The sequence below is a fragment of the Micromonospora fluostatini genome (assembly GCF_050410825.1).
Taxonomy (GTDB): Bacteria; Actinomycetota; Actinomycetes; order Mycobacteriales; family Micromonosporaceae; genus Micromonospora; species Micromonospora rosaria.
This window is the reverse complement of record NZ_CP191251.1, coordinates 5,539,821-5,561,476: the sequence shown is the minus strand read 5'-3', so window position 1 is coordinate 5,561,476 and position 21,656 is coordinate 5,539,821. Positions and strand designations below refer to the sequence as shown.

Sequence of the window (21,656 nt, the reverse complement as noted above, 5' to 3'; positions counted from 1 at the left end):
GACCGGCACCGCGAGAACCACAAAGGGGAGAACCGTGACGCACGTGTCCGAGCGCAGCGGCGCAGGAAGCAGCCCGACCGGCGCCGGCGGCGACCGCCAGCCCTGGACGGCCGGCACCGGCCGCCCCGGCCGCAAACGTACGGTCTCCTACGCGGACGCCGGGGTGTCGATCGAGGCGGGTGACCGCGCGGTCGAACTGCTCAAGTCCAAGGTGCGCGAGACCCGTCGGCCGGAGGTGATGGGCGACCTGGGCGGTTTCGCCGGCCTGTTCCGACTGGACACGGCGAAGTACAAGAACCCGATCCTCGCCTCCTCCACCGACGGGGTCGGCACCAAGCTGGTCATCGCCCAGCAGCTCGACATCCACGACACGGTCGGCATCGACCTGGTCGCCATGGTCGTCGACGACCTGGTGGCCTGCGGCGCCGAGCCGCTGTTCCTGCTCGACTACATCGCCACCGGCGAGGTGGTGCCGGACAAGGTCGCCGAGATCGGCGCCGGCATCGCCGACGGCTGCCGGTACGCCGGCTGCGCGCTGCTCGGTGGGGAGACCGCCGAGCACCCCGGGGTGCTCCGGCCGGACGAGTACGACATCTCCGCCACCGGCGTCGGTGTGGTGGAGGAGAGCGACATCCTCAGTTCGGAGCGGGTCGAGGTGGGCGACGTGGTGATCGCCATGCGCTCCTCGGGCCTGCACTCCAACGGCTACTCGCTGGTGCGGCACGTGCTGCTCGGCGCCGGCCGGATGCGGCTGGACGTGGTGATCGAGGACTTCGGCCGGCAGCGGACCCTCGGCGAGGAGCTGCTCACCCCGACCAAGATCTACGCGCAGGACTGCCTCAAGCTGATCGCCGAGGCGGAGGTGCGGGCCCTCGCCCACGTCACCGGTGGCGGCATCCCGGGCAACCTGGTGCGGATCCTGCCCGAGCACGTCGACGCGATCGTCGACCGGGCCACCTGGAAGCCGCAGCCGATCTTCGACCTGATCCAGTCCAAGGGGCGGATCGAGGACCCGGAGATGGAGGCGACGTTCAACATGGGCGTCGGCATGTTCGCCATCGTGTCGGCCGAGGACGCCGACCGGGCGCTGGCCACCCTGACCGGCCGGGGCGTCGACGCCTGGCAGGCCGGCGAGATCATCGAGGGTACGGGCAACGTGCAGATGATCGGCCAGCACACCCGGGGCTGATTCCGGTCGGTGACCGTACGGGCACCTCGTCGGGGGTTCACCCGAGTAGCCGTCGCCGCCTAGCCTGGGGGCATCCTCAGGGTTCCCGGAGGTGGATGATGGCTGCTCGGGGGCGAGCGTTCAGCGGGATGCGCGGGATCGCCGCGGTTCCGTCGTACGTGGTGATGCAGCCGACCACCCTCTGCAATCTCGACTGCACCTACTGTTACCTCCCGTTGCGGGCGGCGGATCGACGGATGTCGGTGCCGGTGGCCGAGGCGGTCGCCGGGTCGGTGAACCCCTGGGCCGCCCAGGGCCGCTTCTCCGTGGTGTGGCACGGCGGGGAGCCGCTGGCCGCCGGGCGGGAGCACTTCGCCGCCCTGCTCGCCCCCTTCGACGCGGGCGTCGAGCACCACGTGCAGACCAACGCCACGCTGATCGACGACGCCTGGTGCGAGTTCTTCGCCACGCACCAGGTGCGGGTCAGCGTGAGCGTGGACGGGCCCCGGGAGCGCAACCAGGAGCGGACCAGCCGGGGCGGGCGGCCGGCGTACGACCGGATCCTGCGCGGCGTGGCGGCGCTGCGCCGGCACGGCCTGCCCTTCTCGGCGCTGGCGGTGGTCAGTCGCCCCGCTCCCGGCCTCGCGACCGAGCTGTACGAGTACTTTCTCTCGCTCGGCTGCGACGTGCTCGGGATCAACATCGAGGAGACCGAGGGGGTCAACCTCCGGGACAACTCCCACGACCCGGCGGTGGTCACCGCCTTCTGGGCGGAGCTGGTGGCGGCCTGGCGTCGGGACCCCCGGATCCACCTGCGGGAGGTCGAGTGGTCGCTGCGGTACGTGGCGGCGACCCTGGGCGGGGAGGCCGACGCGGTGCTGCCCCGGCGGCTCGACCCGATCCCGACGGTCGGGTACGACGGCTCGGTGACCGTCCTCTCGCCGGAGCTGGCCGGCTTCACCGATCCCCGGTACGGCGACTTCAGCAGCGGCAACGTGTTGCGCACCCCACTCGCCGAGATCCTGGCCACCGCGTCCGACACGTCCTGGGTGGGCGAGTTCCTCACCGGCGTGGAGGCCTGCCGTTCCTCGTGCGCGTACTTCGGGTTCTGCGGCGGTGGCCACGCGGCCAACCGTTACTTCGAGCACGGGCGTTTCGACGGTACGGAGACCGAGCACTGCCGCAACAGCAAGATCCGCCTACTGGAGGGAGTGTTGGAGCATGCCCGAGACCACCAGGAACCGGCAGCCTGAGCGCGTTGAGGCGGACCCGACCGATCCGATCGCCGAGCGGGTCCAGGAGGCAGCCGGTGGCCTCACCGCGCTGCTGCACGAGGCCGAGGCCGCGCGCCGACTGCGGGCGGAGGTGGCGGGCACCGACGGAGCCAGTGCGGTGTGCGCCTGGAACCACTTCGAGAACATCCCGACGTTCTACAACTGGAACAACCGCCCCCGCTGAGGGCGGCCGTGGGTCGGGGACCTGCTCGATGTGGCAGGTCCCCGAATCGTCGGTCTGCTTCGCCGGCTTCAGGTCGGCACATGCGTGAGCACGCGGGGCTCACCCGCGTGCTCAGATGTGACCGGAGGTCAGCGGGTCGGACGGGCCCAGTTGTCCGGGTCGTCGTCCGCTTGGTCCTCGTCATCGTCGTCGACATACTCTTTGTAGTCGTCGTCGAAGTCTCGGTCCGACTTGCCGCTGCCGCCGAGTTCTCGCTGCAAGGCGGCGAGGTCGGTGTTCGGGGTGTTGTACTTCAACTCCCGGGCCACCTTTGTCTGCTTGGCCTTAGCACGGCCGCGCCCCATGGCTCGACCCCCTCGCACAGAATTCGGGGCAGCCCGAAGGCGGGCCCCGATGACGTCAGGCATCTCTCGTGGCTCTTACGGTACATGGGGATGCCACCGTTCGGCACCTCGGGTTACCGTCGGCCGGGTCAGCGCGTCGCAGTTGCCCAGCCGTTACACATCGTACCCGGTAAGGAGTCAACTCGTTGGCGGCCGTGACGCCGGTCAACCGGGGCCAAAAACCCCACGCCGGGCGTCCGGCGCGGGGTCCGGGGCGCCCGGACGTGACGTCCCGACGACACGTGACGGTGGCCACCCGGGCCCGGGACGAGACCGGGCCCGCGCCCCGGTCAGCGGAGGTGGATCATCCGGAGCCGGCCGACCTCGGCCATCCGGCGCTCGGCCAACCGGTCGGCGGCCACCGCCGGCGGCACGCCCTCGGCGTCGGCGAGCTGGAGGATCTCCCGGGTGGTGTCGTAGATCCGGGTGGCCCGCAGCTTCGCCCGGTCGAAGTTGAAGCCCTCGATCTCGTCCGCGACCTGGATCACACCGCCCGCGTTGACCACGTAGTCCGGGGCGTACAGGATGCCCCGCTCGGCCAGGAGCTTGTCGATCCCCGGGTGGGCGAGCTGGTTGTTGGCCGCGCCCGCGACCACCTTCGCCCGCAGCGCCGGCACGGTGTCGTCGTCCAGCGCGCCACCGAGCGCGCAGGGGGCGTACACGTCGATGTCGGCGGCGACCAACGCGGCGGCGTCGGAGACCAGCGTCACCTGCGGGTAGGTGCTGCGGGCCCAGTCCAGGGCGCGGGGGCTCACGTCGGTCGCCACCACCTCGGCGCCGTCGTCGAGCAGGTGCCCGGTGAGGTGCTTGCCGACCTTGCCCAGGCCGGCCACGCCGACCCGCCGGCCGCGCAGGGTCGGGGCGCCCCAGACGTGCTCGGCTGCGGCCCGCATCCCCTGGAATACCCCCCAGGCGGTGAGGACCGACGAGTCACCGGCCCCGCCGTGCTCCACGCTGCGCCCGGTGACGTACCGGGTCTCCCGGGCGACCACGTCCATGTCGGCGACGTAGGTGCCGACGTCGCAGGCGGTGTAGTAGCGCCCGCCCAGCGACTCGACGAACCGCCCGTACGCGCGCAGCAGCGCCTCGCTCTTGACCTTGTCCGGGTCGCCCCAGATGACAGCCTTCCCGCCGCCGTGGTCCAGCCCGGCCAGGGCGTTCTTGTACGCCATGCCCCGGGACAGGTCCAGCACGTCGGCCAGCGCGGCCTCCTCGCTGGCGTACGGGTAGAAACGGGTCCCGCCGAGCGCGGGGCCCAGCGCGGTGGAGTGGATGCCGATGATCGCGCGGAGGCCGGTCTGTTTGTCCTGGCAGAACACGACCTGCTCATGCCCGGTCGAACCGGGGTCGTCGGTACTCGCGAATACGCCCATGACGTGCTCCTGTGTCGCGGTGCGTCCTTGTGGGACGCGGGCCTGGCGGACGCCGGCGGGGTGCTGCCGGTGCTGCCGAGCCTAGTATCGGCGGGCCCGCTCCCGCCTCCCACCGCACGGCGCGACCGTGCGCCGGGGTCGCGCCGGGCCGCCCGACCTGCGGGTGTCGACGCGGGGTATCCGGGCGCTGACGTCGGCGCGATCCGGGTCTCGTGGGAGGATCGGCGCCGTGCCGTCGCTCTTCGCCTCATACCTGCGCGTGTACGAACCGCTGACCGCCTTCGACCGGGATCGTCAGGACTTCTGGCGCCGGTACGTCGCGGAGGGGCGGGCGGTCGCCCCGCTGGAGGGGCCCGGTCGGCAGCGGACGGCGGTGATCGAGGCGCTCGGTGCCGGCTGGACCCGGCTGCCCGACCTGCCCGATGAGGCGTACGTGCTGGAGACCGACGACACGCTGCTGGTCTGCCCGTGGAACCTGCGGATCCGGGTGGCCGAGGCGGCGCTCAGCGCCCGCGAGGGGGTGCCGCCGGTGCTCGCCGACGCGTTCGTGCCCCCGATCCTGGCCGGTCAGGCCAAGGCGGTGGTCGACGAGTGGCGCAGCGGTGCCCGGGTGCTGGAGCACGGGGTGCCCCGGGTGCACGAGCAGATCGCCACCTGGGGTGTGCCGCTGCGGTGGTTCGTGCTCTTCGAGGCCGAGGAGCGGGATCACGTCACCGTCCCCGGGCGCCGGGCGCTGCGGTACCGGACCGAGATCTCCAAGTCCCGGCGGCGGGCGTCGCGGGCGCTGTCGGTGTTGCGCAAGACGGTGGGGGAGGTGCCGATCACCGAGGCGGTCGAGGAGGCGGCCCGGTGGCTGGAGGAGTTCCACCCCCGCTCGATGGTCGAACTGGACTACGGCGGGCTGGTGGACCTCCTCTCGGACGAGACCCTGGCCGCCGACGACTCGCCCCAACTGGTCGCGACGGGCCTCACCGGACTCGCCAAGGGGGAGGCCGACGAGGCGTCGGCGGCGTACGACCGGTTGGTCGCCCGATGGCGCGCGGTGCAGCTCCTGGAAAGGTGCAATTAGCACCAAAAATCGGGTGGAGCGCTCCCAAAGTGAGGCATGTTCGTAGCTGGCGCATCACGAACCGTGATTATGAGTCCGAATAAGATACTTTCTGCCGTGTAAAAGTCGTATAAATCGGGCATGGTTCATCCGTCCGTCTAGGGACCTTCGGCCGTTCGGCCCATGTCGGACATCGGGGACTAGCCGGACCATGGGAGACGCGTCGGCCGGCGGGACCCCGGCCGATGTCTCTACATGTGGAGGAGTGACCGATGGCATCGCGAACGCACGAACCAGAGCCGCTGCTCACACCGGCCGAGGTGGCGTCGATGTTCCGTGTCGACCCGAAGACCGTGACCCGGTGGGCCAAGGCCGGCAAGCTCAGCGCCATCCGAACGCTGGGTGGCCACCGCCGGTACCGCGAGTCGGAGGTTCGAGCCCTGCTACAGGGTCAGATCCCCCAGCAGCGTCAGGGCGACTGACGGAAAAAGTTCCACCAAGTGGTGCCATTCAGGGGCAGCGGAGGGCGATCCGCCGCCCCTGATTCGTGTCCGCCCCCGGTGGGCCTCACTCCGGGAACGTGATCCGGATGCCCACCGTGCCACCGGTGCCCCGGCGTACCCGGCTGCCGAGCAGGGTGAGCCGGCCGAGCAGCCGGTACTTCTCTTTGATCAACTGTCGGATCCGGCTGCTGGCGTCGGCGTCGCAGATGGTCGCGTGCCCCGGCGAGGCCGGTCCGTGCGGCCGACCCCGCACGTCGCAGGGGGCCACGGTGACGTCGCCGCTGCGCCGGATCCGTTTCACCTTCCCCGCGTCCGCCGCCGACCACACCGCCAGCGCGTCGCCGTCCCGTACCGCCCAGACCGGGGTCGGCACCGCCCGACCGTCCTTCCGGAACGTCGTCACCAGGACGTACTTCTCTGCCGCCAAACGGTCCAACGTGGTCATGCCGCCCAGGGTACGGGCCGGAGCGGCGGGTGGCCGGCCGGATAGCGTGAAGCCGTGACGGAACCCCGCATCGGCGACGTGTACGGGGAGGTGCTGCGCGACGCCCTCGCGGTGGCCACCGGGATCGGCCCCCGGCCACTGGTCGGCGGACGGCTGCCCCGCCCGGTCATCGAGATCATCGAACGCGACGACGGGCTGATCAACGGCGCTCCCGCCGCGCACTACCTGGACCCTCCGGCGGACTGGCAGCCGTACGACCACCGGGCGGTGGACCGGGTCCGGGGCGCCACCCTGGACGTCGGGGTGGGGGCCGGCCGGATCGCGCTGCTGCTCCAGGACCGCGGCGTACCGGTGACCGGGCTGGACACCTCCCCCGGCGCGCTGGCGGTCGCCCGGCGTCGGGGCGTCCGCGACCTGGTCCACGCGACCGTGGACGACCACGTCGCCGACGGCCGCCGGTACGACACGTTCCTGCTGCTCGGCAACAACCTCGGGCTGTTCGAGGGGCGGGAACGGGCCCCCGCGCTGCTGGCCGCGCTGGCGGCCCTCGCCCGGCCGGGCGCGCAGATCATCGCGCACGGCACCGACCCGTACGGCACCACCGACCCGGTGCACACCGGCTACCACGAGCGCAACCGGCGGCGGGGCCGGCTCGGCGGCCAGTTGCGCCTGCGCCTGCGGTACCGGGAACTGGCCACCCACTGGTTCGACTACCTGGTCTGCTCACCCGAGGAGTTCGCCGCCCTGGTCCACGGCTCCCCCTGGCGCCTCACGGACCTCGACACCCGAGACGCCCCCTACTACCTGGCCACCCTCCACCTCACCCCCTGACCCCCGCGGATCGCGGGGGCAGGGCGGATCGGGGTGGGGCCGGTGGGGATCAGAGGTTGACGGTGGGCGGGAGTTGCTGTGGGGGGAGGCCGCCGTCGCCGTCGACCACCTCGTCCGGGGTGCCGTCCTCGTCGAGGTCGACCATGGTGACGTCGACCTTGCCGTCGCCGTCGGTGTCGAACTGGAACAGGTCGGCCTTGCCGTCGCCGTCGGTGTCCACCACCCAGACGTCGGTCCGCCCGTCGTTGTTGGTGTCCGCCCGCAGCAGTTCGATCCGCTCGTCGCCCCGGGTGTCCACGGTCTCGGTGTGCTCCGCCGGGTCCGTGTTCGGCAGCGTCTCCGGTGCCTGGCTCATGTCGACTCGTCCTTCCCTTGGTTGACCGCCGTCTGTACCCGGTCCGGCCCACCCGCACGCCTGCCGCCGGCCCCCGGGCCCGGCGGGCGGTGGCCCCCGAGCATGCCAGGTCGTCCCCCGGGTGGCCATCGTGCCTGCTGGGCCGCCCCGGGCATGCCGGGCCGGGCGCGGCTGCATAGGGTCGCGGCATGAGCGAGTGGAGCGAGCGGCCGGACCCGGGCGATCCCCGTGGTGACACCGGCGATCGTTGTGTCGTCGTCGGGGCCGGCACGATGGGCCTCGGCATCGCGTACGTGGCGGCCGGTGCCGGGTACACGGTGGAACTGGTCGAGGTGGACCCGGCGCGTGCCGGGGCGGCCCGGGGCCGGCTGGTCGACCTCTGGGACCGGGCGGTGGGGCGCGGCAGGCTGACCGCCGACGCGGCGGCGGCGAACCGGGCCCGGCTGACCGTGGTCGGTGGGCTCGGCGAGGTCGCCGACGGGCCGGACGTCATCGTCGAGGCGGTGCCGGAACGGCTGGACCTCAAGCGGGCCGTGCTGCGCGAGGCCGCCGCCCGGCGACCGGTGCTGCTGGGCAGCAACACGTCCAGCATTCCCATCGCCGAACTGGCCGAGGGCCTGGAGGGGCCGGAGCGCTTCCTCGGGCTGCACTTCTTCAACCCCGTCTGGGCGATGGCGCTGCTGGAGATCGTGGTCGGCCCGGCCACCGCCGGGGAGACCACCACGGCGGCCGTGGCGCTGGCACGCCGGCTGGGCAAGGACCCCGTCGTGGTACGCGACCTGCCCGGCTTCGCCACCTCGCGGCTCGGGGTGACCCTGGGGCTGGAGGCGATCCGGATGCTCGCCGACGGGGTGGCCAGCGCGGCGGACATCGACAAGGCGATGGTGCTCGGGTACCGGCACCCGGTCGGCCCGCTGGAGTTGACCGACCTGGTCGGCCTGGACGTACGGCTGGACATCGCCCGGACCCTCCAGGCCGCGTACGGCGACCGGTTCGCGCCGCCCCCGCTGCTGGTGGAGCTGGTGGCCGCCGGCCGGCTGGGCAAGAAGTCCGGCCACGGGTTCTACCGTTGGGTCGACGGGTCGAAGGTGGAGGCTCCCGCCGACCCGACGGCCGTCGACGGCTCCGGGGGCCCGGACGCGGCGGTGGCCCGGTGAGCGGCGGGCTGCGGGTCGAGGAGCACCCGGACCGGCTGGTGGTGACGCTGGACCGGCCGGAGAAGCGTAACGCCATCGACGCCGACCTGATCGCCGCGCTGCACGCGGTCTGCGCCGAGTTGGAGGCCCGGCCCCGCCTGCTGCTGCTCACCGGCGGCAGCGAGGGCATCTTCGCCGGCGGGGCGGACATCGGGCAGCTCCGCGAGCGGGGTCGCCTCGACGCGCTCGCCGCGATCAACTCGGCCGCCTTCGCCCGGGTACGGGCCCTGCCGTTGCCGACCGTGGCGGCCGTGGACGGGCCGGCGCTGGGCGGCGGCGCCGAGTTGGCGTACGCCTGCGATCTTCGGGTCTGCACCGCCCGCGCGGTCTTCGGCCAGCCGGAGGTCCGGCTGGGCATCCTGGCCGGGGCCGGGGCGACCCACCGGCTGCCGGCGCTGGTCGGCGAGGCACGGGCCAAGGAACTGCTCTTCACGGGCCGCCGGGTGGACGCCGCCGAGGCGCTGCGGATCGGGTTGGTCAACCGGGTGGTCGACGAGCCGGCCGAGCTGCTGCCCACCGCGCACGGCCTGCTCGACGAGATGGCGAAGGGCTCGGCGCTGGCGCTGCGGCTGACCAAGCTGGCGGTGGACGCCCCGCCGGCCGCCCACCCGCACCTGGACCTGGTCAGTCAGGCGGTGCTCTTCGAGGACGAGGAGAAGCGCCGGCGGATGACCGAGTTCCTGGAGCGCGGCCGGTCCCGCCGCGCGACCCCAGCGGCCGGGGGCGCGGCGTCCGCTGGCGGGCCCCCGGACGGGGGGCCGTCGCCGGGCGGCGGTGCCGGCGGGGGCGGTTCGGTCCCCTCCTGACAGCTCGGGCGGGCCGGCGGGGTGCCGGCCCGCCCGAGGACGGTCTCCGCCGCTCCTGGCGGCTCTCGTGTGGTCAGTCGGCGGCGAGGGGCACCCCGGCGTCGGCCAGCGCCCGGATCACCTGGGCCGACTCCGCGTAGCCGATCACCAGGACCGCCTCGGCACCGAACTCCTTGACCTCGCGGGCCCCGGCGGCGAAGTCGATCGGGCTGTCCGGCCCGGCCGGCGGCTGGTACGTCAGCAGCTTCACCCGGTCGTCGCCGATGCCGGCCCGCTCCAGCTCGGCCCGGACGTAGCCCTGCAGGCCCTCGCCGTACGAGTCCTTGCGGGCCAGCAGCACGATCCTGGTCGGGCCGTCGCGCAGGATCACGTCGGCCAGCGCCCGCCCCTGGAGGCTGTCCGGCGGCGCGGTACGGAAGTAGAGGCCCTGATCGTCGACCTTGCTCAGCGAGGCGTCGGTGTTGGACGGGGAGAACAGGATCCGGCCGGCCTTGACCACGTCCGGCAGCACCTCGCGGGAGATGCCCGACGCACCGGCTCCGATGATCACGTGTACGCCCTCGCGGATGTGCGAGGCCACGGTGGTCTTGGCGACGGAGGGGTTGGTGCCGTCGTCCCCCTCGATCCACCGCACCGGCTCACCGAGCACCCCGCCGGCCTCGTTGATCTCCTTGATCGCCAGGTCCACGGCGGCGGCCATCGGCGGGTACGCGATGGCCAGGTCGCCGGTGCGCGGCAGCAACCCGCCGAAGACGAGCGGGGCGCCGCTGCCCCGGGCGGTGGCCGAGGTCTGCCGCTTCGCCTTCGGCGGCGCCTTGGTGCTCGCCGCCGACTCGTCACCCGCACCGACGAACTCCGTCTTGCCGTCGTCGATCTTCTGGTGGTCGAAGTGCAGGGTCGCGTAGCTGGCGGTGGCGGGCTCACCGGCGTCGGTGAAGCCGGACCGGTTCAGGGAGACCCCCCGGTACTCGACGTCCTCCCCGGCGCGCGCCAGTTCCAGGCACTCGGCGACGTCGTCGCAGCGCTGGCCGCCGTTGGTGACGCCGACGATCTGCCGGGCGACGGCTCTCGGCTGGGTGGTGCCGGCGAGCTGGGCGGCCAGCGCGCTGATCACCACCGCGTCGTACGACTCGGCGGCGTAGAGGTAGTCGGAGATCTTCGGGTCGATCGACCGGAGACGGTTCGTGAACCTGTCCGGAAGCGGGGTGAGCGGTGTGGTGCCCTTCATCCCGTCGACCAGCGTCGAGCGCTCCTTCAACTCCGCGGGGAAGGAGTTCTGCATGTTGCCGTCGGTGCCGTAGAGGCGCACCTGTTGGGTGGTTGCCTCCTCGGGCTCGTCCGTCCCGCAGGCGCTGGTGGCGAGCAGGAGCGCCGCGGCGACCGCCAGTGCGGCGGCGCGCGGGACGCGTGGTGGGAGCATGGTCGTCCTTCCTCCGGCGAAGGTCCGCTGCGCACACTAGCGTGCCTGCGGTGCAGGCGGGAGCGTGGAGGCGGGTCGATCGGACACGCCGGCAACCCGGTTACTCAGCGTGTTTTACTGTGGGTCATCTTGTGATCACTTGACGAGTCGTCCTACTGTGCGGCGCGTGACGGACCTATCACAACAGATGTTGGACGACGCGACCGCCATCCTCGACTCGGCCCTCGACGGGGACGGCGCCGCCGTTGCCAAGGCGATCGACACGGTCGTCGACCGGTCCGGACTCGCCGGCGCGTACGGGGTGGCCTGGTGCCTGGCCGCCACCATGGTGGGCGACGAACTGCCCGCCGGGGGGTGCGCGCTCGAATTCCCCGGCATCGACCAGGCCGGGTACGACACCCGCTGGGTCGCCCGCTTCGTCAGCGCGTACGCCAACCAGGACCTGGACACCGGGGAGGCGCTGTTCGGCGCGGCGGTGGCCGACGGCCAGTTGCCGGACTGCCTGCTCACCCTGGCCGGCTCGACGGTGGCCACCCTGCGCACCCGCACCTGATGACCACCGCCGTCCCGGGGCGACCACCGTCGTCGCGGGGCGGTCAGAAGGCGTGGTGGGCGGTGAGCGACTCGTACTCGTACCGCTGGGTCTCGAAGCGGACCCGGAAGTTGACGCCGTCCTTGACGTTGGTGGCGACCACGATCCACCCGCTCTTGGCGGGCAGGTAGGTCCAGTAGTTGCACTTGCTGGTCCGGTCCACGAAGATCACGCACGCGTCGACCGGGAACGGGCTCGCGTTGCGCACGTTGACGTCGCGGCACCGGCTGGTGGTGCGGTAGGGGCCGGCGTCACCGCCCCACCCGGCCCGCTCGAAGTACGACCGGACGGCCCCGCCGTAGCAGGTGGCGGTGGTGCTGAAGCCGTTGCCGGCGACGGCGGCCCCGGTGGCCGGCCCCTCGACGGCACCGACCGCGCCCGGTGCCACCACCGGGGTCCCGCTCGGTGCGGCCCCGGCCGGGGCGCCGACGGCGGTTGCCGTCACCGCGACTGCCCCGGCCAGCACCCGGGCGACCCTGACTGACATGCGTACCTCCGTGGCAGACCGTCCGTATTGGACGGATGACATAACGCGATGATGGTACGCGTCGATGTGTTGACTGTCGCCCCCCTGCTCGGCCCGGCCGGTGTGATAGCTCTGGTGCATGTCGGAGGCCATCCTGAGCAAGGTGCGCAAGCTGCTCGCCAAGGCCGAGGACCCGGCCTGCACCCCGGCCGAGTCCGCCGCGTTCACCGCCAAGGCGACCGAGTTGATCGCCCGGTACGGCGTCGACCAGGCTCTGCTCGCCGCCCGTGACCCGGCGGTGGACCCGGTGGGCGACCGGGTGGTCGACGTGCCCGCCCCGTACGCCCGGGACAAGGCCGGGCTGCTCGCCGCAGTCGCCGAGCCGATGCGCTGTCGCAGTGTGCGCCGCCAGCAGGGCAGCGGCTTCGCGATGCACCTGTTCGGCTTCGCCAGCGACCTGGAACGGGTCGACCTGCTCTTCACGTCACTGCTGGTGCAGGCCGCGCACGGGCTCGCGGCGGCGGCCGTACCGCCCGGCGAGCACCCGGCCGCGTTCCGCCGCTCCTGGCTGGCCGGGTTCGCGCAGGTGGTGACCGAGCGGCTGCGGACGGCCGAGGCGGACGCCGCCGCGCACGGCGGGGCGGCCAGCAGCGGGCCCTCGTACGCCCTGGTGCTGGCCGACCGGTCGGACCGGGTGCGGCGTCGGCTCGCCGAGGTCTACCCCCGGCTGCGGACCGCCCCCCGGCGTCGGCTGGCCGGGCGCGGGTTCGGCTCCGGCGCCGAGGCGGGGCGGCGGGCCGACCTCGGTGGTCGCCGGATGCCCGGGCACCAGGAACCCCGCCGACTGCCGCCGTCGGGCTAGACCGGTGCGGTGGGCCCGCCGGTGAGGGAGGACCGGTACCGGGTCAGCAACTCCTGCCAGCCGGCGGTCAGCGCCTCCCGGTACCCCTCGGCCGCCGTGCCGTGCCGGTCGAAGTGCCGGTGCTCGACCTCCACCCGGGTGCCCCCGGAGTCGTCGTCGGGCAGGAAGAGGACCTCCACCTCGCTGGCGAGCGCCGGATCGGGCACCGGCACCCGGTCGGGGCCGATCTGCCAGGTGAAGACGAACCGCCGGGGCGGGTCCCAGGTGAGCACCCGGCCCCAGTCGGACCGGAACCCGTACGGGCCGATCTCGTAGAGCATCCCGCCGGCGCGCGGCTCGACGCCCAGTTCGACCAGGGCGACCGGCCCGGACCAGGTGTACTCCCGCACCCACCAGTCCGCCAGCTCGCCGGTGAAGACGGCGAACGCCCGCTCCGGCGACGCCGCCACGAGGAGCATGCTGTGCAGCGAGTACCGCGCCGTCTCCTGCCGGATGTCCGTGCTCCCCTGCCCCATACGCCCGGACCATACCCGCTGGTAGGCCCCCTCGCACCCGCCCCTTCCTGCACGATCGTGCACTTCGGGCCCCTCGGACGCGCCTCATGCGGCTTATGTCCGGGCGGCAACTGCAAGATCGCGGGGGCGAGGGGTGGGGTGGGGACGGCGGGCGGGGGGGGTACGCAAAGATCCCCACCGGCGTTTCCGCTGGTGGGGATCTTGGTAGCCCGGCGAAAGGCTAGGTGGCCAGGGGCGGGGTCGAACCGCCGACCTTCCGATTTTCAGTCGGACGCTCGTACCAACTGAGCTACCTGGCCGGGTCTCGGCTCATCGTACCCGGTGGACGGGGTCGCCGCCCGAGGGGCACATGGGCCGATACGCAGAACGCCGCGCGATGTGCACGCGGCGTCAGCGTTTGCGGTCCTGACGGGACTTGAACCCGCGACCTCCGCCTTGACAGGGCGGCGAGCACTCCAACTGCTCCACAGGACCTTGCGTGTTGCCTCCGGCCGAAGCCGGACCGTGCCCCCAACGGGATTCGAACCCGTGCTACCGCCTTGAAAGGGCGGCGTCCTGGGCCGCTAGACGATGAGGGCGGCCCCGCCATCATTGCACACTCGCAACTTCTAGCGGACTTGCTCCCATCCGGCCCCGCCGGAGGCTTGCAAAGCATACGTGATGGCCGACCGGTCGACCAAACCGGTATGGCGCAGGGGGTCCCGGCCCATGAAACCGCAGGTCAACGCAGTTTGACGATGCCGTACCGGCGTTTGAGGTCCTTGATCACGTGCCGGCAGGCACTCATCGTGGCGCGACGGTCACCACCCCCGTCGTGCAGCAGCACCACCGCGCCGGGGCGGGCGGCGGTGGTCACCCGCTTGGTGATGGTGGGGCCGGTGGGCTTCGCCCAGTCCTGCGGGTCGACGGTCCAGTGCAGCGAGCGCATCCCCAGCTCCTTGGCGACCGCCACCACCTCGGCGGTCCACCGGCCGCCCGGCTGGCGGTAGAACGGGATCCTGGCGTCCGGCACGGCGTCCCGGATCGCCGCGCTGGTCCGCCTCAGGTCGGCCCGGATCGCGGCCTTGGGCCGCCGGCCCAGCTCGATGTCGTGGTTCCAGCTGTGGTTGCAGAGCTGGTGTCCCTCCCGGGCGATCCGGGCGACCAGCTCCGGGTAACGGCGGGCCCGGCTGCCGATCACGCAGAAGGTCGCCTTCACCCGGGCCGCCCGGAGCTGGTCGAGCACCTGGGGGGTGTAGACCGGGTCGGGCCCGTCGTCGAAGGTCAGCGCCACCCCGCGTACCCCGGTGGTCTTGCGCAGCCCGGCGGGGAGCCCGGTGGGGCGGGGGCGCACCGGCGGGGGCGGGCCGGTGCGCTTCGGGCTCGGCGTGGCGACCGGTGTCGGGGTGGGCGACGGGGCGGTGGACCAGGCGGGGGCGGCGGTGCCGGAGCCGGGTCGGCTACCGGCCCGACCACAGCCGGTGACCAGCAGCAGCAGACCGAGGACGAGCGCGAGGGGGGCGCGAAAGGGCATTCTCGCTCCGGGTGAGGGGGTACACGGACTCCCCGACGCTAGTGGAGGCCCCCTGATCGCGGCAGGGCCGGTTACGCCGACTGTTCCAGGGCGTCACGGACGGCGACGGCGAGCGAGACCGCCTCGGCCAGGTCGACGGGGCGGACCACCCCGGCCGGCAGCGTGTCGGCCCGCCAGCCCGGCCCGGCGGCGAGCACCAGCAGCGGCCGGCGGGGGACGGCGAGCAGGGTGGTGAGCTGGTGCGGGTCGGCGGTGGCCCGGGTGTGCGACCAGATCACCACCCCCGCCGGGCCGGTCCGGTCCACGGCTTCGACCAGCGCGGCCGGGGGCACCCGGGCACCGAGCATCCGGTACGCGGTGCCGGCCTCGGTGAGCGCGGCGGCCAGCGCCTCCAGCGGCAGGCTGTGCTGCTCCTCGTCGGCGCAGGAGAGCAGGATCCGGGCCGGGCCGGTGGTCGTGCCGGACCGGGTCACCATGGCGAACGCCTCCGACACGCACCGGGAGAAGAGGTGCTCCACCTCGATCAGCCGGGAGGTGGCCGCGTGCCGTTCGCCGATCCCGACGAGCACCGGCCGGAGCAGCCGGTCCCAGGTGGCGATCACCCCGTCGGCGGCCAGCGAACGGGCGATGGTGGTGGCGATCGACACCGCGTCGAGGCGCATGGCGGCGCGGGCCAGCCCGCGCGCGGCCGGCCCGGCCCGGCCGACCGGGATGGTGGCCCCGCCACCGTCCCGCCCGGTGCCGTCGGTTCTGGTGCCACCGGCCCCGGTGCCGGTGCCAGGGCCGGGGCCGTCGATCCGGGTGCCGGTGGCCAGCCGAGGCGGGCCCGGGTCGGGGGTCGGGGCCAGGTCGGGGGCCTGGCGGGCCCAGCGGGCCGCCTCGGCCGGGCTGATCCCCTCGGCGGTGAGCCGCCGCATGATCTCCAGGCGGGCCAGGTCGGCGGGGGTGTAGCGCCGGTGGTGTCCGGGGGTGTGCTGGCTCGGCCCGAGGCCGTACCGCTGGTGCCAGGTACGCAGCGTGGTGACGGCCACCCCCAGTCGGCGGGCGACCGCCCCCGCGCTCAGCGCCTCATCGACCACCCGACGGCTCCGCACCGTCGTCCGTCGCGCCCGCCGACCGCGCCGGACCGTGGTCGGCCGTCGGACCGTGGTCGGCCGTCGGCCGGAGCAGCGGGTCGAGCACGCCGCCCAGCCAGGGCGCGTACGGCTGCGGGTCGGCCGCCAGGTCGGCCGCCACGGCGGCCGGGTCCGCCCAGCGCAGCTCGGCCACCTCGGCCGGGTCGGGGCGTACCGGTGCGTCGGCCGGCAGTTCCCCGCGCAGGACGTGGTCGTACTCGTACTCGACCCGGCCGGTGACCGGGTCCTCGGCGTAGTAGACGTAGACCCCGACCTCGGTCAGTTCGACCGGACCGACGCCCAGTTCCTCGCCGAGCCGGCGGTTGGCGGCCGTCGCCGGTGCCTCGCCCGGCTCCGGGTGGCCGCAGCAGGAGTTCGCCCAGCGCAGCGGGAACCGGGTCTTCACCTCGGCCCGCCGTTGCAGCAGCACCCGGCCGGCGGCGTCGGTCAGCAGCACCGAGAACGCCCGGTGCAACTGGCCGGGAGGCTGGTGGGCGGCCGACACGGTCGTCTTGCCGAGCGCCCGGCCGGTGTGGTCGACCAACTCCACAAGATGTCCCTCCCGGGACGTCATGCGGTACCTCCTGTGACGCGGGCGGCGGCGAGCTTGCCGGAGATGAGCACCATCGGTACGCCGACCCCCGGTTGGGTACCCGAGCCTACGAAAACCACGTTGGACAGTGTGCGGTGCAGGTTCGACGGGCGGAACGGCCCGGTCTGGAAAAGGCTGTGCGCTGCGGCGAACGGGGTGCCGGCGGCCATCCCCTGCTCGGCCCACTCGGCCGGGGTGACCGCTCGCAGCACCTCGACGCCGTCGCCGAAGCCGACGTACCCGCGTTCCTCCAGGGTCCCGATGAGCTGGTCGGAGTAGCGGCGGGTGAGGTCGCCGCGCCACTCGAAGGGGGCCCGGTCCAGGTTCGGCACCGGGGCCAGCACGTAGTAGGTGTGCCGGCCGGCGGGGGCGACCGAGGGGTCGGTCCGGCTCGGGTTGGTGACCAGCAACGACGGGTCGGTCATCAGTTCGCCGCGTCGGATCACCTGGTCGAAGGTGCCCTTCCAGGCGCGACCGAAGTGGATGTTGTGGTGGGCGATCCGGCGGTACTCCTGTCGGGAGCCGACGTGCAGCACCACGCAGGAGGGGGAGTGGTCGAGCCGGCGGGGCCGCGACGGCGGCAGCAGGTCGCGGTAGGCCACCGGCAGGTCCGGGTTGAGCACCACCACGTCGGCCGGGACCAGTTCGCCGTCGGCGGTGACCACCCCGGTCGCCCGGCCGTGCGCGGTCTGCACCCGGGTCACCGTGGTGCCGTAGCGCACCTGCACGCCGTGCTTCTCGGCGGCGCCGGCCATCGCCTTGGAGACCGCGTGGATGCCGCCGCGCGGGAAGTACACCCCGGCCACCGAGTCCAGGTACGCGATGACCGCGTAGATGGCCAGCGCGTCGTGCGGGGCGAGGCCGGCGTACATCGCCTGGAAGGAGAAGATCCGTTGGGTACGCGGGTCGCGGAAGAACTGGCCGATCTTGGTCTGGAGTCGCCGGAACGCCCCGTTGGCGAGCAGTTTCAGCAGGTTGCCGGTGAGCAGGTCGGTCGGGGCGTCGAGGTTGCGCTCGATGAAGTCGGCCCGTTCCAGCCGCCACAGCTCCCGGGCGTAGTCGACGAAGCGCAGGTACCCGTCGGCCTCCCGGGGGCCGCAGACCTTCGAGATCTCGGCGGCCATCCGGGTGGTGTCGGTGATCACGTCCAGCGTGGAGCCGTCCGGGTAGTACGCCCGGTAGGCCGGGTCCAGGGGCGTGAGGTCGAGCCAGTCGGCCAACTCCTCGCCGACCGCGCCGAGCGCCTCGGCGATCAGGTCGGGCATGGTGAGCACGGTCGGGCCGGTGTCGAACTCGTACCCGTCGACGCCGAGCCGCCCGGCCCGGCCGCCCGGCACCGGCTCCCGCTCCAGCACGGTCACCTGCCGGCCGCTGCCGGCCAGGTGCAGGGCGGCGGCCAGCCCACCCAGACCGGCGCCGACGACCACCACCCGGTCCGTCCGTCCGCTCACCGTCCGCACGCCGACCACCTCCTCGGAAGACTGCTCATCATGCCTGCCGCCGGGTGGCGGCCGTGGCGAGGCCGATCAGCGCGAACCGCGCGGTCCGGTCGATCGACGTCGTCTCCAGCGCGGCCAGCGCCTCGGCCACCCGGGCGGTGATCATCTGCTCGATCCGGTCGACCGCCCCGGTGGCGGCGACCAGGTCGGCCAGCCCGGCGATCTCCCGGTCGTCGGCCCCGGCCCCGGCACCCGGGCCGACGGCCCGCTCCAGCGCCCGGCGCTGCGCCGGGGTGGCGAGCTGCCGGGCCAGCATCAGCAGCGCGGTGGGCTTGCCGGTGCGCAGGTCGTCGCCGGCCGGCTTGCCGGTGGCCGCCGGATCGCCGTAGACGCCGAGCAGGTCGTCCCGGAGCTGGAACGCCTCGCCCACCGCCAGGCCGTAGCGGGTGTACGCGGTGACCAGCGGATCGTCGGCGGGGACGCCGGCCAGACGGGCCCCGAACAGCAGGGGACGCTGGACGGTGTAGCTGGCGGTCTTGTAGCGGGCCACCCGTAGCGCCCGGTCCACCGACCAGTTGCCCGCGTCGCTCTCGCCGAGGACGTCGAGGTACTGCCCGGCGACGGTCTCCACCCGCATCTGGTCGTAGCAGCGACGCACGTCGAGGAGCCGGGCCGGGGCGACGGTGGCGTACGACATGAGCCGGTCGGCCCAGACCATGCAGAGGTCGCCGACGAGCACCGCGACCGCCTCGCCGAACCGGCCGGAGTCGCCCCGGTGCCCGGCGGCGGCGTGCTGCGCGGCCAGCGCCACGTGGGCGGTGGGCCGCCCGCGCCGGGTCGCCGAGGCGTCCATCACGTCGTCGTGGACCAGGGCGAAGGTGTGCAGCAGCTCCAGCGCGGCCAGCGCCGGCAGGACGGGGGACAGCGGCTCGTCGCCGCCGGCCGCGCCGCGCCACCCCCAGTACGCGAAGGTCGGCCGGACCCGCTTGCCGCCGGCGAGGACGCAGTCCCGCGCGGTGGCGGCGAAGCCGCCCATGGCCGCGTCGATCCGGGTCAGTGCGTCGACTTCCGTGCTGAGGAACTCGGCCAGCGTCTCGTCCACCGCCGTGACCAGGTCCCGGGTGTACGCGGCCAGGACCGCGCGGACCGGATCGTCGCCCTCGGCCGGCCCGGCCGGCGCCAGGCGGAGCGCGTTACCCGCAACTGCGTCGTTGGCCATGCGGGCGAGCGTACCCTAGGGTTACGAGTTGCGTCGATTGGTGCGTCGAATCTGAGGAGGGCCGGTGGACACTGACCTCACCGCTGCCTATGACCGCTGCCGTGAGCTGCACCGACGTCACGGCCGTACCTACTATCTCGCCACCAGACTGCTGCCCGCATGGAAACGGCGGCATGTGCACGCCTTGTACGGTTTCACCCGGTATGCCGACGAGATCGTCGACCGCACCGAGGACCTGCCCCCGACCGAGCGGGCCGCCCGCCTCGACGACTGGGCCGGCCGTTTCCTCGCCGGCCTGCACGGCCAGCCGGTCCACGACCCGCTGCTCCCCGCCGTGCTGCACACCATCGCCGTCTTCGACCTCGACCGGGACGACTTCGCGTCGTTTCTCAAGAGCATGGCGATGGACCTGACCGTCACCTCGTACCGCACCTACGACGCCCTGCTCGACTACATGGAGGGCTCGGCCGCGGTGATCGGCACGATGATGCTGCCGATCCTCGGCAGCGCCGACCCGGCGGCGGCCCGGGAGTCCGCCCGCCACCTCGGCTTCGCCTTCCAGCTCACCAACTTCATCCGGGACGTCGCCGAGGACCTGGACCGGGGCCGGACGTACCTGCCCGACGAGGACCTCGCCGCCTTCGGGGTCACCCGGGCGGACCTGCTCGCCGCCCGCCGCCGGGGCCGGACCAGCGAACCGATCCGGGACCTGGTCCGGTACGAGGTGACCCGGGCCCAGGCGCACTACGTGGCCGCCGCCCCCGGCATCACCCTGCTCGACCCCGCGTCGCAGTCCTGCATGCGGACCGCGTACGCCCTCTACGGCGGGATCCTCGACGAGGTCGCCGCCCAGGGGTACGACGTCTTCGTCCGCCGGGCGACCGTGCCGCGGCGTCGTCGGATGGCGGTGGCCGCACGGGCCCTGCTCACCCCGACCGGTACCCCGGTGGTGGTCCCCGGCCCACCACCCGCCGGCGACCTGCCGCCGGTCCACGGCGTCGACAGCCGCGCGGCGTACCGGGCGGCGCTCGGCTGATCCCGTGCGGACCGCGATCGTGCTGTTCACCCGCGACCTGCGGGTGCACGACCACCCGGCGCTCGCCACCACCTGCGCGGCGTTCGACCGGGTGGTCCCGCTGCACGTGCTCGACCCGGCGCTGGCCGACCGGTCGCCGAACCGGACCCGCTTCCTCCACGAGTGTCTCGCCGACCTGCGGGGCAGCCTGCGGGAACGCGGCGGTGACCTGGTGCTCCGGCACGGCGACCCGGTGGCCGAGACGATCCGGCTGGCCGGGCAGGTGGGCGCCGAGGCGGTGGCGCTCTCCGCCGACGTCAGCCGGTACGCCCGGCGGCGGGAGCGGCGGCTGCGCGCCGAGTGCGAACGGCACCGGCTGCACCTGCGCGCCTTTCCCGGGCTGACCGTGGTCGAGCCGGGCGCGCTGCGCCCCGGCGGCGGGGACCACTACCGGGTGTTCAGCCCGTACTTCCGGGCCTGGCAGGCCGCCGACCGGCGGACCGCGCTGGCCGCCCCGGAGCGGGTCGAGCTGCCCGCCGGGGTGCCGGTGGGCCGGCTGCCGGCCCGCCCCGCCGGCGAGTCGCCCGACGCCGTCGCCGGGGGCGAGAGCGTCGGCCGGGAGCGGCTGCGTGGCTGGCTGCCCGTCCTCGACCGGTACCCCGACCTGCACGACGACCTGGCCGGCGACGGCACCTCGCGGCTCAGCCCGTACCTGCGGTTCGGCTGTCTCTCCCCGCTGGAGGTGGCCGACCGGGCCGGCGACCGGGCGCACCCGTTCGTCCGGCAGCTCTGCTGGCGGGACTTCTACTACCAGGTCACCGCCGCCTTCCCGCAGCTCGCCCGGACCGCGTACCGCGCCGGGGTCACCGAGGACTGGCGGTACGACACCGAGGCGCTGGACGCCTGGACCGAGGGGCGGACCGGGGTGCCGATCGTGGACGCCGGCATGCGGCAACTGCGCGCCGAGGGCTGGATGCACAACCGGGCCCGGCTGATCACCGCCGGCCACCTGACCAAGCAGCTCCGGCTGGACTGGCGGGCCGGGCTGGCCGTCTTCGGCCGCTGGCTGCTCGACGGGGACGTGGCGAACAACGCCGGCAACTGGCAGTGGGTGGCCGGCACCGGCCACGACACCCGGCCGTACCGGGGCTTCAACCCGATCCGCCAGGCCGAGCGGTACGACCCCGACGGCCGGTACGTGCGCCGCTGGGTGCCGGAACTGGCGGCGGTCGGGGGGCCGGCCGTGCACCGGCCGTGGCGACTGCCCGACCCGCTGCGCCGTACCCTCGACTACCCGCCGCCGTTGCCGCCGGCCGGCCCCACCCCGCCCTGGCTCCGCTGA

Annotated in this window: 24 protein-coding genes and 3 tRNA genes; 12 read left to right on the top strand and 15 right to left on the bottom strand. The window is 73.6% G+C overall.

Annotated features, from left to right (window positions below):
• Window positions 1-34 precede the first annotated feature (34 nt).
• The 3 genes from purM to amcA all read left to right on the top strand — a co-directional run bounded on the left by purM (window position 35) and on the right by amcA (window position 2,626).
• On the top strand, window positions 35-1,189 hold the full coding sequence (gene purM, locus ACQUFX_RS24675) for a phosphoribosylformylglycinamidine cyclo-ligase (protein WP_428962650.1): 1,155 nt from the start codon (window positions 35-37) through the stop codon (window positions 1,187-1,189).
• A 128-nt stretch (window positions 1,190-1,317) separates the two neighbouring features.
• Window positions 1,318-2,421: a cyclophane-forming radical SAM peptide maturase AmcB gene (amcB, locus tag ACQUFX_RS24670; protein WP_428962649.1), complete on the top strand. Its 1,104-nt coding sequence runs from the start codon at window positions 1,318-1,320 to the stop codon at window positions 2,419-2,421.
• The gene (amcA, locus tag ACQUFX_RS24665; protein ID WP_428962648.1) at window positions 2,390-2,626 is read left to right on the top strand and encodes a multiple cyclophane-containing RiPP AmcA; all 237 of its coding nucleotides are present in this window, start codon (window positions 2,390-2,392) and stop codon (window positions 2,624-2,626) included. The genes amcB and amcA overlap by 32 nt, the downstream gene beginning before the upstream one ends.
• Before the next feature lie 128 nt (window positions 2,627-2,754).
• On the opposite strand, the gene ACQUFX_RS24660 is transcribed toward amcA, so the two are convergent.
• Both ACQUFX_RS24660 and ACQUFX_RS24655 read right to left on the bottom strand, forming a co-directional pair.
• Complete coding sequence (locus ACQUFX_RS24660) at window positions 2,755-2,970, bottom strand: DUF3073 domain-containing protein (protein ID WP_067371816.1); 216 nt, start codon at window positions 2,968-2,970, stop codon at window positions 2,755-2,757.
• A gap of 329 nt (window positions 2,971-3,299) precedes the next feature.
• Window positions 3,300-4,382, bottom strand: coding sequence for a Glu/Leu/Phe/Val family dehydrogenase (locus ACQUFX_RS24655; RefSeq protein ID WP_428962647.1), 1,083 nt, complete (start codon window positions 4,380-4,382; stop codon window positions 3,300-3,302).
• A gap of 229 nt (window positions 4,383-4,611) precedes the next feature.
• On the opposite strand from ACQUFX_RS24655, the gene ACQUFX_RS24650 reads away from it, so the two are divergent.
• Both ACQUFX_RS24650 and ACQUFX_RS24645 read left to right on the top strand, forming a co-directional pair.
• The gene (locus ACQUFX_RS24650; protein WP_428962646.1) at window positions 4,612-5,451 is read left to right on the top strand and encodes a hypothetical protein; all 840 of its coding nucleotides are present in this window, start codon (window positions 4,612-4,614) and stop codon (window positions 5,449-5,451) included.
• Between the two features lie 251 nt (window positions 5,452-5,702).
• Window positions 5,703-5,912, top strand: coding sequence for a BldC family transcriptional regulator (locus ACQUFX_RS24645; protein ID WP_007073996.1), 210 nt, complete (start codon window positions 5,703-5,705; stop codon window positions 5,910-5,912).
• Window positions 5,913-5,997: 85 nt separating this feature from the next.
• Here the strand turns inward: ACQUFX_RS24645 and ACQUFX_RS24640 are convergent, their stop codons facing one another.
• A complete protein-coding gene (locus ACQUFX_RS24640; RefSeq protein WP_067371806.1) occupies window positions 5,998-6,378 on the bottom strand; it encodes a PPOX class F420-dependent oxidoreductase in 381 nt (126 codons plus the stop codon).
• Window positions 6,379-6,432: 54 nt separating this feature from the next.
• Here ACQUFX_RS24640 and ACQUFX_RS24635 point away from each other — a divergent pair, with 54 nt between their 5' ends.
• Window positions 6,433-7,209, top strand: a complete 777-nt coding sequence (locus tag ACQUFX_RS24635) for a class I SAM-dependent methyltransferase (protein WP_428962645.1) — start codon at window positions 6,433-6,435, stop codon at window positions 7,207-7,209.
• A 49-nt stretch (window positions 7,210-7,258) separates the two neighbouring features.
• Here ACQUFX_RS24635 and ACQUFX_RS24630 read toward each other — a convergent pair whose 3' ends face one another.
• The gene (locus ACQUFX_RS24630) at window positions 7,259-7,564 is read right to left on the bottom strand and encodes a hypothetical protein (protein ID WP_428962644.1); all 306 of its coding nucleotides are present in this window, start codon (window positions 7,562-7,564) and stop codon (window positions 7,259-7,261) included.
• 188 nt (window positions 7,565-7,752) lie between these two features.
• Here ACQUFX_RS24630 and ACQUFX_RS24625 point away from each other — a divergent pair, with 188 nt between their 5' ends.
• Complete coding sequence (locus ACQUFX_RS24625) at window positions 7,753-8,721, top strand: 3-hydroxyacyl-CoA dehydrogenase family protein (RefSeq protein ID WP_428962643.1); 969 nt, start codon at window positions 7,753-7,755, stop codon at window positions 8,719-8,721.
• Window positions 8,718-9,566, top strand: a complete 849-nt coding sequence (locus ACQUFX_RS24620; RefSeq protein ID WP_428962642.1) for an enoyl-CoA hydratase/isomerase family protein — start codon at window positions 8,718-8,720, stop codon at window positions 9,564-9,566. Before ACQUFX_RS24625 ends, ACQUFX_RS24620 begins: the two co-directional genes overlap by 4 nt.
• 73 nt (window positions 9,567-9,639) lie before the next feature.
• Here the strand turns inward: ACQUFX_RS24620 and ACQUFX_RS24615 are convergent, their stop codons facing one another.
• A complete protein-coding gene (locus ACQUFX_RS24615; RefSeq protein WP_428962641.1) occupies window positions 9,640-10,986 on the bottom strand; it encodes an ABC transporter substrate-binding protein in 1,347 nt (448 codons plus the stop codon).
• A gap of 166 nt (window positions 10,987-11,152) precedes the next feature.
• On the opposite strand from ACQUFX_RS24615, the gene ACQUFX_RS24610 reads away from it, so the two are divergent.
• Window positions 11,153-11,539 (top strand): hypothetical protein, encoded by a 387-nt coding sequence (locus ACQUFX_RS24610; RefSeq protein WP_067374326.1) that lies wholly within the window; start codon window positions 11,153-11,155, stop codon window positions 11,537-11,539.
• Between the two features lie 43 nt (window positions 11,540-11,582).
• Here the strand turns inward: ACQUFX_RS24610 and ACQUFX_RS24605 are convergent, their stop codons facing one another.
• Window positions 11,583-12,065, bottom strand: a complete 483-nt coding sequence (locus ACQUFX_RS24605; protein WP_428962640.1) for a hypothetical protein — start codon at window positions 12,063-12,065, stop codon at window positions 11,583-11,585.
• Window positions 12,066-12,183: 118 nt separating this feature from the next.
• On the opposite strand from ACQUFX_RS24605, the gene ACQUFX_RS24600 reads away from it, so the two are divergent.
• A complete protein-coding gene (locus tag ACQUFX_RS24600; protein WP_428962639.1) occupies window positions 12,184-12,906 on the top strand; it encodes a DUF2786 domain-containing protein in 723 nt (240 codons plus the stop codon).
• Here ACQUFX_RS24600 and ACQUFX_RS24595 read toward each other — a convergent pair.
• The 9 genes from ACQUFX_RS24595 to ACQUFX_RS24555 all read right to left on the bottom strand — a co-directional run bounded on the left by ACQUFX_RS24595 (window position 12,903) and on the right by ACQUFX_RS24555 (window position 19,299).
• Complete coding sequence (locus ACQUFX_RS24595) at window positions 12,903-13,421, bottom strand: SRPBCC family protein (RefSeq protein WP_428962638.1); 519 nt, start codon at window positions 13,419-13,421, stop codon at window positions 12,903-12,905. The two genes, ACQUFX_RS24600 and ACQUFX_RS24595, sit on opposite strands and share 4 nt — an antisense overlap.
• Window positions 13,422-13,646: 225 nt before the next feature.
• Window positions 13,647-13,720: transfer RNA gene (locus ACQUFX_RS24590), tRNA-Phe, on the bottom strand.
• A 101-nt stretch (window positions 13,721-13,821) separates the two neighbouring features.
• Window positions 13,822-13,895 (bottom strand) — tRNA-Asp (locus ACQUFX_RS24585).
• Between the two features lie 31 nt (window positions 13,896-13,926).
• Window positions 13,927-13,999: transfer RNA gene (locus ACQUFX_RS24580), tRNA-Glu, on the bottom strand.
• A gap of 143 nt (window positions 14,000-14,142) precedes the next feature.
• Window positions 14,143-14,934, bottom strand: a complete 792-nt coding sequence (locus ACQUFX_RS24575; protein WP_428962637.1) for a polysaccharide deacetylase family protein — start codon at window positions 14,932-14,934, stop codon at window positions 14,143-14,145.
• Between the two features lie 71 nt (window positions 14,935-15,005).
• Entirely contained in the window at window positions 15,006-16,013 is a 1,008-nt protein-coding gene (locus ACQUFX_RS24570; protein WP_428962636.1) for a MerR family transcriptional regulator, read from the bottom strand.
• Window positions 16,003-16,623 (bottom strand): isopentenyl-diphosphate Delta-isomerase, encoded by a 621-nt coding sequence (gene idi / locus ACQUFX_RS24565; RefSeq protein ID WP_428962635.1) that lies wholly within the window; start codon window positions 16,621-16,623, stop codon window positions 16,003-16,005. The genes ACQUFX_RS24570 and idi overlap by 11 nt, the downstream gene beginning before the upstream one ends.
• On the bottom strand, window positions 16,620-18,101 hold the full coding sequence (gene crtI / locus ACQUFX_RS24560; RefSeq protein ID WP_428962634.1) for a phytoene desaturase family protein: 1,482 nt from the start codon (window positions 18,099-18,101) through the stop codon (window positions 16,620-16,622). Before crtI ends, idi begins: the two co-directional genes overlap by 4 nt.
• 28 nt (window positions 18,102-18,129) lie before the next feature.
• The gene (locus ACQUFX_RS24555; protein WP_428962633.1) at window positions 18,130-19,299 is read right to left on the bottom strand and encodes a polyprenyl synthetase family protein; all 1,170 of its coding nucleotides are present in this window, start codon (window positions 19,297-19,299) and stop codon (window positions 18,130-18,132) included.
• 64 nt (window positions 19,300-19,363) lie between these two features.
• On the opposite strand from ACQUFX_RS24555, the gene ACQUFX_RS24550 reads away from it, so the two are divergent.
• Both ACQUFX_RS24550 and ACQUFX_RS24545 read left to right on the top strand, forming a co-directional pair.
• Window positions 19,364-20,335 (top strand): phytoene/squalene synthase family protein, encoded by a 972-nt coding sequence (locus ACQUFX_RS24550; RefSeq protein ID WP_428962632.1) that lies wholly within the window; start codon window positions 19,364-19,366, stop codon window positions 20,333-20,335.
• 4 nt (window positions 20,336-20,339) lie between these two features.
• A complete protein-coding gene (locus ACQUFX_RS24545; protein WP_428962631.1) occupies window positions 20,340-21,656 on the top strand; it encodes a cryptochrome/photolyase family protein in 1,317 nt (438 codons plus the stop codon).

What these genes read in the sequence shown, in the direction of transcription:
- idi (WP_428962635.1), bottom strand. Translation starts at nt 16,623, where the DNA reads ATGACGTCCCGGGAGGGACATCTTGTGGAGTTGGTCGACCACACCGGC.
- ACQUFX_RS24655 (WP_428962647.1), bottom strand. Translation starts at nt 4,382, where the DNA reads ATGGGCGTATTCGCGAGTACCGACGACCCCGGTTCGACCGGGCATGAG.
- ACQUFX_RS24555 (WP_428962633.1), bottom strand. Translation starts at nt 19,299, where the DNA reads ATGGCCAACGACGCAGTTGCGGGTAACGCGCTCCGCCTGGCGCCGGCC.
- ACQUFX_RS24640 (WP_067371806.1), bottom strand. Translation starts at nt 6,378, where the DNA reads ATGACCACGTTGGACCGTTTGGCGGCAGAGAAGTACGTCCTGGTGACG.
- ACQUFX_RS24615 (WP_428962641.1), bottom strand. Translation starts at nt 10,986, where the DNA reads ATGCTCCCACCACGCGTCCCGCGCGCCGCCGCACTGGCGGTCGCCGCG.
- ACQUFX_RS24625 (WP_428962643.1), top strand. Translation starts at nt 7,753, where the DNA reads ATGAGCGAGTGGAGCGAGCGGCCGGACCCGGGCGATCCCCGTGGTGAC.
- ACQUFX_RS24630 (WP_428962644.1), bottom strand. Translation starts at nt 7,564, where the DNA reads ATGAGCCAGGCACCGGAGACGCTGCCGAACACGGACCCGGCGGAGCAC.
- ACQUFX_RS24595 (WP_428962638.1), bottom strand. Translation starts at nt 13,421, where the DNA reads ATGGGGCAGGGGAGCACGGACATCCGGCAGGAGACGGCGCGGTACTCG.
- ACQUFX_RS24600 (WP_428962639.1), top strand. Translation starts at nt 12,184, where the DNA reads ATGTCGGAGGCCATCCTGAGCAAGGTGCGCAAGCTGCTCGCCAAGGCC.
- ACQUFX_RS24605 (WP_428962640.1), bottom strand. Translation starts at nt 12,065, where the DNA reads ATGTCAGTCAGGGTCGCCCGGGTGCTGGCCGGGGCAGTCGCGGTGACG.
- ACQUFX_RS24575 (WP_428962637.1), bottom strand. Translation starts at nt 14,934, where the DNA reads ATGCCCTTTCGCGCCCCCCTCGCGCTCGTCCTCGGTCTGCTGCTGCTG.
- ACQUFX_RS24660 (WP_067371816.1), bottom strand. Translation starts at nt 2,970, where the DNA reads ATGGGGCGCGGCCGTGCTAAGGCCAAGCAGACAAAGGTGGCCCGGGAG.
- ACQUFX_RS24645 (WP_007073996.1), top strand. Translation starts at nt 5,703, where the DNA reads ATGGCATCGCGAACGCACGAACCAGAGCCGCTGCTCACACCGGCCGAG.
- amcB (WP_428962649.1), top strand. Translation starts at nt 1,318, where the DNA reads ATGCGCGGGATCGCCGCGGTTCCGTCGTACGTGGTGATGCAGCCGACC.
- amcA (WP_428962648.1), top strand. Translation starts at nt 2,390, where the DNA reads ATGCCCGAGACCACCAGGAACCGGCAGCCTGAGCGCGTTGAGGCGGAC.